This is a genomic window from Paenibacillus sp. SAFN-054 (assembly GCF_051966755.1).
GTDB lineage: Bacteria > Bacillota > Bacilli > Paenibacillales > Paenibacillaceae > Paenibacillus_AQ.
The window spans coordinates 1,864,350-1,877,508 of sequence record NZ_JBQCKS010000001.1 but is presented as its reverse complement, the minus strand read 5'-3'; the positions used below and the strand labels follow the sequence as shown (position 1 = coordinate 1,877,508).

At 54.7% G+C, this 13,159-nt stretch carries 6 protein-coding genes; all 6 read left to right on the top strand.

The window, feature by feature from the left end; genetic code table 11:
• Positions 1 to 62: 62 nt before the first annotated feature.
• The 6 genes from ACTHPM_RS08650 (at position 63) to ACTHPM_RS08625 (ending at position 13,128) form a co-directional block, all read left to right on the top strand.
• Entirely contained in the window at positions 63 to 2,369 is a 2,307-nt protein-coding gene (locus ACTHPM_RS08650) for a cohesin domain-containing protein (protein ID WP_440394774.1), read from the top strand.
• 26 nt (positions 2,370 to 2,395) lie between these two features.
• Positions 2,396 to 6,517: a beta-N-acetylglucosaminidase domain-containing protein gene (locus tag ACTHPM_RS08645; RefSeq protein WP_440394773.1), complete on the top strand. Its 4,122-nt coding sequence runs from the start codon at positions 2,396 to 2,398 to the stop codon at positions 6,515 to 6,517.
• 219 nt (positions 6,518 to 6,736) lie between these two features.
• Entirely contained in the window at positions 6,737 to 8,116 is a 1,380-nt protein-coding gene (locus tag ACTHPM_RS08640; RefSeq protein WP_440394772.1) for an extracellular solute-binding protein, read from the top strand.
• Positions 8,117 to 8,227: 111 nt separating this feature from the next.
• On the top strand, positions 8,228 to 9,145 hold the full coding sequence (locus tag ACTHPM_RS08635; RefSeq protein WP_440394771.1) for a carbohydrate ABC transporter permease: 918 nt from the start codon (positions 8,228 to 8,230) through the stop codon (positions 9,143 to 9,145).
• An 11-nt stretch (positions 9,146 to 9,156) separates the two neighbouring features.
• The gene (locus ACTHPM_RS08630) at positions 9,157 to 10,026 is read left to right on the top strand and encodes a carbohydrate ABC transporter permease (RefSeq protein WP_440394770.1); all 870 of its coding nucleotides are present in this window, start codon (positions 9,157 to 9,159) and stop codon (positions 10,024 to 10,026) included.
• Between the two features lie 18 nt (positions 10,027 to 10,044).
• Positions 10,045 to 13,128, top strand: a complete 3,084-nt coding sequence (locus ACTHPM_RS08625) for an NEW3 domain-containing protein (protein ID WP_440421503.1) — start codon at positions 10,045 to 10,047, stop codon at positions 13,126 to 13,128.
• Positions 13,129 to 13,159: the final 31 nt, after the last annotated feature.

Here is a 13,159-nt window from a genome sequence, read left to right as displayed (position 1 = left end):
CTGAAGCAGAGGGAGGGGGAATCTCTCCTCCCTTTTATTTTATTCGCTGAGGGGGGAGTTTCATGGGAGCTTTACAATGGGGATTAAAATGGACAGCTATGCTCGTATTCTGTACCGCCTTTTTGTTCGTGAGCAATCTGAATACGATGGGGAATACAGCTTATGCTTCGCATAAACCCGGAGGCGATTTGGGCTCGGTACCGCCCATGGGCTACAGTACCTGGAACGCCGTCAGGTTTAACGTGAGCGAAGGGCTGATTCGCGAGGTCGCAGACAGCCTCGTCCGCACGGGCCTGAAGGATTTGGGATACGAGTACATCAACATCGACGACGGCTGGCAGGGCGGAAGGGATGCAAACGGAAATTTTTTGGAGAATAAAACGAGGTTTCCGAGCGGAATGAAGTCCTTGACGGATTATGTGCATAGCAAAGGACTCAAAATTGGCATTTATACCGACCTCGGCCGGGTCGGCTGCGGTGGTAAAATGGGCAGCTACGGCTATTACCAGCAGGATGCCAATCAGTTTGCCGAGTGGGGATTTGACTACGTCAAAGTGGATGCCTGCGGCGCTGATGCCATGGGACTTGACTTTAAAACCTACTACGAACAATTCGCCAATGCTTTGAAAAATGCCGATCCCAAACGCGACATTTTGTTAAACATCTGCGAATGGGGACAGCAGCAACCATGGAAATGGGCTCCGGATATCGGACATACGTGGCGTGTAGGTTACGACATCGATAACCAGGGCGATTTTTGGAAGGGCGTGCTTTATGAGATTGACCGGACAGCGCCCCACTGGGCGGCGGCAGGGCCAGGTCATTTCAATGATCCGGATAGTCTGGAGGTCGGAGTCATCGCGGATAAGCCGGGCCAAAAAAGCCTGACCTATGATGAATCGGTCTCCAACTTCAGCATGTGGGCCGTGCTGGCCTCTCCTTTGATCCTCGGGCTGGACGTAACGGAGCTTGACCAACCCGGCTCGTACAGCAGCCGCTTTGCGGATATTGTCAAAAATGCCGAGATTATCGCTGTCAACCAGGATCCGGCAGGCATTCAGGGAAGAAAGGTCGATGAATCGACACCCGGGCTGCAGATATACTCCAAAGCGTTAGGCAGCCCTACCAGCGGTGAAAGGGCGGTGGTTCTGTTTAATCGTTCCGACGCTCCGGCTGACATGACGGTAACCGCGGACATGATAGGGCTGAAGACGTCGTTTAAAGTGCGCGACCTGTGGAAGAAGAAGGATATGGGGACACATGCCCGCAGCTATTCGGCAGCCGTCCCCGCCCATGGCAGCGTCATGCTCAGAATATCCGGCTCGTACAATCCGAATCCGCCGGTGCAGCATCCGCCGCTCGTGTTCGAGGCGGAAGAGGGGACGCGCACGGGCGCGGCCAACATTCGCAATGTTGCCGAAGCTTCGGGAGGGAAGGTCGTCGGTAACATTGGCAGCGGCGCCGCCGGAGCCCTGGAGTTCAAGGACGTCACTGTGCCGGTAAAAGGGATGTACCAAGTCCACGTCGCTTACGTCAGCGGCGATGCGAACCGGAACATGGAGCTGGTCGTGAACGGAACGCCATCCCCGGCGGTCTCCTTTCCTTCATCCGGCGGCTGGAACAGCGTACGCGGCAAAGCGGTGAACGTCGAACTGCTTGAAGGGAAGAACTCGATTAAGCTGGTGAACAGCCTTGCGGGTTCATATGCGCCTGACATCGATAAGATTGAGGTGTCCGCAGTACCGGTTCAAACCGGGGCCGAAGACAGCCCAAAGCTGGAGCTGGCCGGGCCGGATAGCGTGGCGGCAGGAGAACCTTTTACAATTGGCTTAAGCGTCAGAGGAGTGAACCGGGACATATTTGCGGAAGATTTGACGCTCTCTTATGATACGGAGCTTATGGAATTCGTTTCGGTCGATTCGCTTCCAGAGGGAATTCGCCTGGTTCATTCCAAGGCGGATGCAAACGGCAAGGTCAGGCTGATTATGGCAAGTGAAGGCGCCGGGCATGGATTCAGCGGCGACGGGGAATTTGCCGAGTTCCGGTTCAAAGCCAAACCCGTGGGAGCTTCCGCTATTGGATCGGTGAAGGTAGAGCAGGCCTTGCTCGGCAGCGGCGACGGGGAAGAGATCACGGCGGAGCCTGCGGAACGGACCGTGGTGGTGGATGCATCCGAACCCGGAACTTCCGGTGATCTGAACGGCGACGGCAAAGTAAGCATCGGTGATCTGGGCATCGTGGCGGCCCACTATGGCAAGAACGCCGCAAGTCCGGACTGGAATACGGCGAAACGGGCAGACATCAATCAGGATGGCAAGGTGGATATCTCGGACCTCGCGGCGGTTGCCCAAAAAATACTGAAGGATTAAACGATAGCCGGAAGGGAGCAAGTGCAATGAACAGAAAACCGTTTAGCTGCTTTGTAGCGCTGCTGATGCTGATGAGCATGTTTTCTAATGCGGTAGGCGCCGCATCCTCAACGGAGGAAGGAGCTGCCGCCACGGCCGCTGTGGATGCCGGTCGCTATGAAGTCTACCCGCTTCCGCAAAAGCAAACTTACGCAGGCACGAGCTTTACAATCACCGATCAGGCCAATCTGGTCATGGAGCAGAGCATCGACGAACCGACGCGGAATCTTCTCCGCCGGATCCTGGATTCCAAATCCATCGTTTACACGGAATCAGCCGCTCCCGTATCCACAAAGACGAACATCATTCTAGGGGTGAAAAATTCGGGAGGCGCTACCGACGCCTACTTCAACAGTAAAATTGCATACGATGCGGCTCTATTCAGCGGCAAGCAGGATCCTTATGTATTGGCCATCGACAAAGCGTTGGAAGCGAAGGGATCGATCGCCCTTCTCGGCAAGGACTCGGACAGCGTCTTTTACGGACTTGAAACCTTAAAGATGATATTCGGACAGCTGCAGGGCAAAACGATTCAATCCGTCAAATACGAAGATTATGCCGACTCGAAGTGGCGCGGCTTTATTGAAGGCTTTTACGGGTTTCCGTGGTCGTATGACGACCGTAAGAGCCTGATGCGATTCGGCGGCGATATCAAAATGAACTCCTATATTTTCGGGCCGAAGGACGATCCCTATCACAACGGTTCTTGGCGAACGCCTTACCCGGCGGCGGAGCTCGCCAAAATCAAAGAGTTGGTCGATGTCGGCGAGGAGTCCAAAACCAAATTCGTTTGGGCGATCCATCCGGGCTCCATCAACTGGAATTCATATGACAGCGACCTTCAGAAAATGCTGGCGAAATTCGAGCAGCTGTACGGCATCGGCGTTCGCCAGTTCGGATTGTTCCTGGATGACATCAGCACGTCCCAATCCCTGATTGATAAGGATAAGCATGTCAAGCTCGTCACGGACGCGGCGAATTGGGCCGCTTCCAAAGGAGACGTGAAGCCGCTTATCTATTGTCCGCCGTTTTATAATCAGGCCTGGACAGGAAACGAAGGCAAGCCGTATCTTCAGGCTTTCCGCAATGTACCCGCCAATGTCGAAATCATGTGGACGGGAAAGGACGTCATCGGCGGAGTGAATGAAGCCGAGAACCAGTGGGTCAAGAACGAAATCGGCAGAGATCCTTATATCTGGTTCAATTATCCGGTCAACGGATACAAGAAGAACCGGCTGCTGCTTGGCCAGGTGCCGCTGCTGACGCCCGGAACGCATAATTTTTCGGGCATCGTGTCCAATCCCCTGGAGCAGGCGGAGCTGTCCAAAGTTGCTTTGTTCGGCGTAGCGGATTATGCGTGGAACGTGGATGATTTTAACGCGGAGAAAAGCTGGCTGGACTCGTTCAAGCACATTGCGCCGGAGGCTCCGGACGAATACCGGACAATCGCCTACCATATGAGCGATCCTTCGCCGAACGGACGGGGCGTCCAGCTGGGAGAGTCGGAAAATTTAAGGGAAAAGTTGAATGCTTTCCTGAGCTCTTACGCAAACGGTTCGACGACGGAAGCGCAGGCGGCCGCCTTGATTACTGAATTCGACAGCATTTTGAATGCGATTCAGGGCTTCAAATCGAAAATTTCAAATCCGAATCTTCAGGATGAAATCGCTCCTTGGCTGAACAGCCTGGACTTTGTCGTTCAGGCGGATAAGCACGCCGTGCAATCCGTGATGGCGCTGCAGAAGGGCAGCACAAACACCGCCTGGGAGTCCCTGGCGAAAGCGGCGAATGCCATGTCGGAATCCACAAAATTCACGCGAGAGGTGATCAATGCCAAACCGGAGGTGGTCGAAGCCGGAGCCAAGCGCCTGGTCCCTTTCGCCACGGAACTGATTCAGAAGCTCGACGCGAAAATATACGGCTCTCTGGACCCGGAATATACGGCTGCAATTCCGGTCAGCTCCTATGGTTCCCGGCCGGATCTGGTCAAGATCCTCGATAATGATCCAAGCACTTATGCATATATACAAACCAAACAGGTCAATGGGGATTGGTACGGCATCGATTTTGGCAAATCTATTATTGTGAACGACATTGACATTATCCAGGGCCGAAGCGATACCGACCATGACATTTTCCAACGAGGCGTGCTGGAGCACTCTCTGGACGGTCAAAACTGGACCGCCATCGGCGGGGAGCGGTCGGGATACCGCGTTGCGGTCAATGGGCTGGACCTCAGCGCAAGGTACGTGAGATATCGCCTGACCCATGCCGGCATTCCCGGAGGCAAGCCCGATTTATGGACCGCCGTGAGGGAATTCACGGTGAACAAGAACAGCGGTAAAACCGCTGTTTACACGAATGTAGCAGGTTTTGCGAATACCCCGGTCTTAAGCACGTCGACCTCGGCGGAGTTGTCCGGTGTGAACGGAGTAACGCTGAAACCTGCTGAATTCATTGGCATTCGCCTGAGCTCCATTGAACAAATTACGGGGCTCACGCTGCAGCGTTCGAGCAATGCGGCCACGCTGGAATTCTCCGAGAACGGCGTCGAATGGAAAGCCGTAGCGCCCGGCAGCAGCGTGTATCCGGAAGCCGCATACGTCCGGCTGATCAATAAGGGAACGCAGCCGTTGACGTTCGACCTGACAAAGCTGCTGCTGCAGTTCCAGAAATTCACGGATCCGGTCGTTACGCACAATTACGAAGGCGTATATGCAGGCAGCCTGGAGGCTCTTTTTGACGGCAAGCTGGACGCCAAAGTATGGCTGAAGGGAAGGCAAACGCCGGGAAGGTACGTGCAGGTTGACATGGGGGGTGTCGTCAGCGTGCAGAATGCCGCGGTCGTCATGAATGACGGCGAAGGCGACTATTTCCGTCAAGGAGAGCTTCAGCTGTCCGTGGATGGAACGAATTGGGAAAGCATTCATACGTTTAGCCAGCCGGGCAGCCGCGAGGGGAATTTTCCGATTCTCGAAGCGCCTTACCGGATCATGCGGGTGCAGGTCGACAACAAACCGGCAAGATATGTCCGGCTGTATACGACGGTGGACAACGCCGGATGGCTGGCGCTCAATGAAATCATGATCAACGAAGGCATCCCGAGGCCCGGAACGGTGAACCCGGTCATTTCCGCGCAGCCTGCCGGGGAACCGGGCAATGAAGCAGGAGCCGCAGCGGACCGGAAGCTGTCAACCTATTATAAACCGCAGGGCAATGGGCAGCCTGGAAGCCTTCACTACAAGCTGTTCAAAAATACGCGTCTGGGCCGGCTGATCATCCTGCAGAGCCCGTCATCGATTTCCGGCGCGGCCGTCTCCATCCGGGATGAGGCAGGGTGGCACCCTGCCGGGCAGCTTACTGCCGCCTACAACGCCATCGACACTTCCACATATGATCATGTTCTGGAATTGAAGCTGGAATGGAGCGGCGGGGTGAACCCGGCCATTCATGAGGTTATTGCGGTACCGCGCGCGGGGAATGGCGGCGTCGTGAATCCGCCCGGGGAGGAGGCGGCCGAGCTGACGGCACCGGCTGCGGTTGCGGCAGGTTCAGCTTTTAATGTCACTCTCGGCCTCCGGTCTGTGAACACACCCGTGTACGCTCAGGATATTATGGTCAGCTACGACCCCGAGGTGATGCAGTTTACCGAGGCCAAGTCGCTGCTGGAGGGTAACCGGCTGCTGGAAATCAAGAAGGACGTGCCGGGCACGCTCCGTTTCATCAGCGCCAGCGAAGGTCCGGGCCGAGGGATCGAAGGGGATAAGAGCCTTTACGAAATGAACTTCCTCGCCAGATCCCTTACGGAAACGAAGACAGGAACGGTTAGAATCACCAAAGCATCGCTGGGCGACGGGGAGGGAAAGGAAATCGAGGCAGGAACGGACTCGGTGCAGGTGCAGGTCGAGCCGGCCGCCGGCCCGGGTTCGGACGGGGATGTGAATGGTGACGGTAAAGTCAGCATCGGCGATCTGGGCATCATTGCCGCAAACTACGGCAAAGATGCGGCAAGCCCTGACTGGCAGCAGGTCAAGCGTGCGGACGTGAACGGGGATGGAAGGATCGATCTGCTGGATTTGGCGACGGTTGCCAGAAAAATGTCTGAATAGCCTAAAGAGTCGATAGAGCATTGCGAATGACCGCAATGCTCTTTTTATGGCCTCCATTCTCCAAAAATCAGTACAAAAAGTATCATCCCGACATCAAAATAGATCATTTGGAGGCGTTTGCACGGCCTGTATAATGAGAAAAGCTTACGGGAAATCAGGCATAAAAAGGGTAATCCGGAAGGGAAAAATCGAAGAAACCGTTAGGGGGAGCGCTTAAGCATGAACATCAATTTAAGAAAAAAGGCAACGGGGGGCATCGCTTTGATGCTGGTTGCGATGTCGTTGGCAGGATGTGGCGGAGGCTCAAAGGAAGGCTCGCAGCCGACTCCGGATCCGCAGCCATCAACGAAGACAGAAACAGAAACGCCTAAGGAAGAAACCAAGGATCCCCAGACCGAAGTGCCGAAGATCACCGGCGATTTCGAAATCCAGTATTTTGTCGGCGGCTACGGAGACGCGTGGTGGAAAGAAATGCTCGGGGAATTCCAGAAGAAATATCCGGATTTGAAAATCAAGGAGTCGGCTGGCTCCCAGATCAACGAGCAGATGAAGCCGCGCTGGATTCAGGGCAACCCGCCGGATGTCGTATATATCGACGGAGCAGGCTCGAACGAAACGCAGATGGTTAAAGACGATCAGCTGATGGATATCACCGATTGGGTGAAGCAGGCGAAGAACGTCGACGGCGAAGCGTTGACCGAGCCTCTGATCGCACCGCCGCAAGATTATGGCGGCAAAAACTATACGATACCGCTCGTATTCGGCTCTTGGGGAACCTTCTATGATGAAACCCTCTTCAAGGAAAAAGGCTGGGACGTTCCGAAAGATTGGGACAGCTTCATGGCCGTCAGCGAGAAAATCAAAGCCGCGGGCATTAATCCTTACATTCATACCGGTAAGTATCCTTACTATATCGTGGGCGGATTGCTGAATACAGGATTCGTTTCCGAGAACGGGGACAACCCGCAAATTCTCAAAGATCAGGAAGCAAGCAAGGAAGGCTCGTTCAAGAACGACGCCGTGGCCAAAACACTCAAAAAACTGGTAGACATGCGCGACAAGGGCTACTTCGACAACGCCTCCTTCGGCATCAACCACACCGATTCCCAAATGCTGTTCCTGCAGCACAAGGATGCAATGATCCCGAACGGATTGTGGCTGGAAAACGAAATGAAGAAGGACGTGCCGCAGGGCTTCAAGTTCGGCTTCATTCCTTCCGTCATGCAAAACACGGGCGGTAAATACGTCGCCATTCCTTACACAAGCAACATCGCGATCGCCAAGAAGGCCAAGAATCCGGAAGCGGCCAAGGCATTTATCGAGTTCATTTTCACGAAGAAAGCAGCTGTGCGCTGGGCTGAATTGACTGGCGCGCTGATGAACGTCAAGGCGGATCTGGAATCTTCAGGCGCAAGCGACGTCGTAAAAACGGCCATGAAGTATTTTAACGGATCCGATACGATCGTGGCGCCGGTATTCAAGCTTAATGCTGATCTGGAGCAGGCTGAAAACGACGCTACCATCGCGCTTCTGCAAAAAACCATCACACCGGAAGAGTGGATGGAGCGGATGGAAAAAGCGGCAGCGAAATCCCGCTAACAACAATATAAATTGGACTTATTCAAGTTCATTTTATATACCCGAACAATCAGAGGGCCTAAAGCGCACCTCTGATTGTTCTTTAAAATCACAGAGAGAGGGCGTAAGGCCATGTTGAACACGGAGAAAAAGCCGAAAGCCGGTTACGCCGCGAGACGCAGGTTGTTCATTGCCGGTTTTTTGCTGCCGACGTTCGTTTTATTCAGCATTTTCACGATATATCCTTTATTGCGCGGGCTGTATTTAAGCTTTTTCGACTGGTCCGGCGGATCGGAGACGATGAACTTCATCGGATTGGACAACTACAGGGAACTGCTGGACGACGAGATCATTCCGACGGCTATCAAAAATGATTACTTCTTGGTGTTTTGGAAGGTCATACTGATCATGCTGTTCGCGACCTTCTTTGCCGTGGCGCTGACGCGACTGAAGCTGAAGGAATACGGATTATACCGCGTTATTTTCTTCTTCCCGAACATCATCTCGGTAGCCGTTATCGGCGTGCTGTGGAGCTTCATATACAACCCGCATCTCGGTTTCCTGAACGCCTTCCTGTCGTTGTTCACAGATAAACCGGTGGAAACGAACTGGCTTGGAGATACCCATCTGGCTATGTGGTCGCTCCTTCCTCCAAGCGTATGGGCCGGGATCGGCTTCTATATGCTGCTCATCATCGCCTCCATTCTGGGCATTCCTTCATCACTTTACGAGGCAGCCGGCATTGATGGTGCCGGACAATGGAAGCAGTTCACTAAAATTACGCTGCCGCTCATCTGGGAGCAGTTTAAAACGTCGGTGATCCATATCGTCATTACAACACTTAACGGTTCGTTCATCATCGTAAAGCTAATGACCGACGGGGGGCCGGATAACCAAACGCAGGTGCTGGGCTACTATCTCTACCAGATGGGCTTCAAACAGTTTCATCTGAGTTACGGGGCGACAATCGGCGTACTGATTCTGATTTTATCCATCATCACGACGCTCATTCTGCAGCGGCTTTTGCGCCGGGATACCATTGAAATGTAGAGGTGGAACATATGAATAAAGTTGCTAGCCGCAAACCGGCAGGGCTGTGGATCTCCAAAACGGTAGTGCGGGTGCTTCTGCTGCTGTGGACGTTCATCGTCCTGTACCCGGTATTTTGGACATTTATCACGTCTCTGAAAAATAACCAGCAGGTCATGCTGGGCAAGCCATGGGATTTTCCTTCCGTGCTGCACTTTGAGAACTATGCCAATGTATGGAGCCGGGCGCATTTCGGAAGCTATTTTATGAACTCGATCCTCGTTACCGCAGGCAGCACGATTCTGTCTTTGGCATTGGCTTCAACGACAGCTTACATACTGGCGCGGTATCCTTTCAAGGGGAGAGGCGTCCTGTATTTCATTTATGTCGCTTCGATGATGATTCCGACGACGCTCGGGCTTATTCCGCTCTTCTTTCTGCTGAGCGATCTTCATTTATCCAATTCCCTTTTGGGATTGACCCTGGTTTATTCCGTCGGAACGATCGGTATTCTGCCGCTCGGCATCTTCTTTCTGGTCGGGTTCTATAAAACGCTGCCTAAGGAGCTCGAGGAAGCTGCTACGATCGACGGCTGCTCGTTTTCACGGATTTTCCTGCGCATCATGCTGCCTTTGTCGGTTCCCGGCCTGGTCACTGTAGGCATCATGAATGCACTGACGGTCTGGAACGAATACATTATGGCCACGGTGCTGATCAACGACCCATTGAAGTATACGATCCCTGTCGGCATTGCCGTCATGCAGGGAGAAATGCAGTACCGGACCGAATGGGGGCCGCTGTTCGCAGGGCTGTCGATCTCGATGATACCCGTCATCGTCATGTACGTCATTTATCAACGGCAGATTACGGGCGGGTTAACGGCTGGCGCATTAAAAGGATAGGGGTGGTGCTTAATGCCTGTGACAAAGGGATTACGCAAGCTGCTTGCCGTAACCTTTGCTTTGATATGGCTTGGCAGCAGCATGATTTCAAGACCCGCCGGGGCTGAAACCGCCCAGGCAGCGGCTGCAGAAGGCAGGGCGTATTATGTGGACTGCAGCGCGGCAGGGCAGGGAGACGGGACGCTTGCGAGCCCGTTCTCCACGCTTGCAGCGGCGAATGGGGTGACGCTGCAGCCTGGCGAGTCGATGTTATTCAAACGGGGAATTGTCTGCATGGGTGAGTTTGCTCCCAAGGGATCGGGAACAGCGCAGCAGCCCATCAAGATCGGGGCGTATGGAACCGGAACCATGAAACCGGTCATCAACGCCAATGGGCAGGTCAACGCCGTTCTGTTGAACAATATGAAATACGTCCAGCTGGACGGCTTGGAATTAACGGCGCCCGGGGATAACCGCTCTCCGCGGCGCGGCGTTTATGTGCTGGGCACCGACGCAGGCGACCTGAACGGTGTCACGATCAGCAATTTGACGATCCACGACGTTCGGGGACAGATGCCGTCGACGATGGGCGGCAGCGCCAGCGCCGGCAAATTCAAGAATGCTTCCGGAGGCATCGTCGTCGAAGCGCAGGGGACCGTAACGCCGACGGCCTATCATGACATGCAGATCATCAACAACCAAATCAGTGCCGTGGACCGGCAGGGCATATATTTCTGGTCCAACTGGTGTAAGCGCAGCGAGCTGAGCCGCTGGGGCACCGACTGTACGGCCCAGTGGTATCCTCATACCAATGTGGTCATCAGCGGTAATGAGCTCAGCGACATCGGCGGTGACGGCATCGTTCCGAAAATGACGGACGGAGCCCTCGTCGAGCACAACACCCTCCAAGGATTCAACGTCCGCTCCAAATCGTATAATGCGGGCATGTGGACGGCCAACTCGGACAATATCATCTTCCAGTACAACCGCACCTCGGGCGGAGTCAGCACGCTCGACGGCATGGCCTACGACATTGATCATGCCACGAACCACGTCGTCTTCCAGTACAACCTCTCCTATAACAATGAAGGCGGCTTCTTCCTCTTCTGTCCCGATACCGCGAACACCAAAAATTTTACCATCAGGTACAACGTCTCCATTAATGACCGGACGCAGGCCTTCATGCAGGGCTGCGGCGGCAAAATCGTCAACGGCAAAATATATAACAACACCATTTACATCGGCAGCGGCCTGTCGCCGAAAGTGTATGCGCAGAATGGAGCGCCGATTCAAAACGTGGAGTTTTTCAATAATGTCGTCTATAAAACCGGCACAGGTAGCGTCGGCTGGGGTGTCAATTCCAGTGAACTGAAGCTGGACCATAACCTGTTCTACAACGTTTCCTCGGTGCCGAGCTGGGCTACCAACACGGTGACAAGCGATCCCTTGCTGACCAACCCAGGCAACCTGGATCCCGGAGGATACCGGCTGAAGGACAATTCGCCGGCGCTCGGAGCAGGCATACTAATTCCGGATAACGGAGGCCGGGACTATTACGGCAATGCGGTATCTGCACAGGCGGCACCGAATGTGGGGGCTTATGAAGGAGCGGGCATTCCGGCCCTGCCGGGGGAAGGCTGCAGCCCGACGCTCCAGGCAGTGATGAGCGCATCCGGATTGGCCCCTGGGAGCACGCGCTTGACGGTTACCGTCAGCAACCCGTGCAGCACGGCTTTTACGGGGCTGAAGCTGTCCGCAAAAGGACCGGGCGGACTTGCGGTCTCACCGGCAGAGACCGCGCTGGAGACGTTGGCGCCGGGAGCATCCCTGACGGCTTCAATCGAATTGACCCCTTCGACGGATCGGGCCTTTGCGACGTATCCGGTGGAGCTGTCGCTGTCCGATGCCCAAGGCAGGAAGCTTGCAGCGTCGAGCATCGAGGTCGAACTGATCGCATCTTTGTGGCAAACCGTGCAGCGGGAGGATTTTGAAGGCATGACCGCAGGTCAACCGCCCGCCGGGTGGAGCAGCAGCGGCACCATGCAGCCAATCGTAGCTGAAAGCGCAGGCAGTCAATCGCTTAAGCTGGTGCAGTCTCCTGGAGTGGTTAATAAGAGCGTTTGGAGCTTCCCGGAACAAGCCGGCGCACTGAGGCTGGTCACCAAAGTACAGGCGGGCCAGAAGAACATCCCGCTCGGCATTCATTATCTGGACGCTCAGGACGGCGAAGTGCTGAAGCTTAGCTTGAACTTGTCCGGTAATATCAGCTATACGAATAAAGGTACGTTTATCGACACATCGACGCCTTATACAGCCGCTAAATGGCAAACTCTGGAGGCCATTGTTGACAGCGTGACCGGAGACTATCTGATTTACCTGGACGGAGTCCGCGTTGGTAAAGGCTCGCTTGGCCCGAGTGCCAAACCGGTCAGCAAGCTTCGTCTGCAGGTACCGGCAGGAAACGCCTCCGGCACCTTCCTCGTGGACGAAGTGAGGATCGAGGTTCCGGGAAAGGCTGAGGCCGGATCGCGGACGATACTGACAGGTCCGGCTACCGTCAATGCAGGTGAAACGTTCGGGGTGCAGCTTGGCATGAACCATGCGGGACAACCGCTGACAGCGCAGGATATAACCCTGTTGTATAATCCGGAATTTCTTCGGTATGAGGGAATCCAGGGGAAGGCCGAAGGAATGAGCATCGCCGCAGAGAAAGCGGAGCAGGCAGGAGTTCTCCGCTTGATTGCGGCGAGCGAAGGCATGAAGGGCGCCATCCAGGGAAACCGCCCGGAGCTTTATGAGCTTCGGTTCCGAGCGGCGCAAGCCGGGAGCGCGGATACGGCCAGAATCGAAGTCGTGAGTGCCGTTTCCGGGGATTCGGAAGGGAGGGAATATGCGGCTGAGCCTGCGGCTTTAGTGATTCTCATGAATCCGTCCTCAGGCGTGAAGGGCGACCTCAATGGTGATGGGAGGATAAGCATCGGCGATCTCGCTATCATCGCCGCGAACTACGGCAAAAGCAGCAGCAGCCCGGATTGGGAATCCATACGCAAAGCGGATATCAACCAAGACGGCAGCGTAGGACTTGAAGATTTGGCAGCGCTTGCACACCTGCTTGTGCTGTAATCGATTCACCTATTTTAGCGAGGAGGTCATA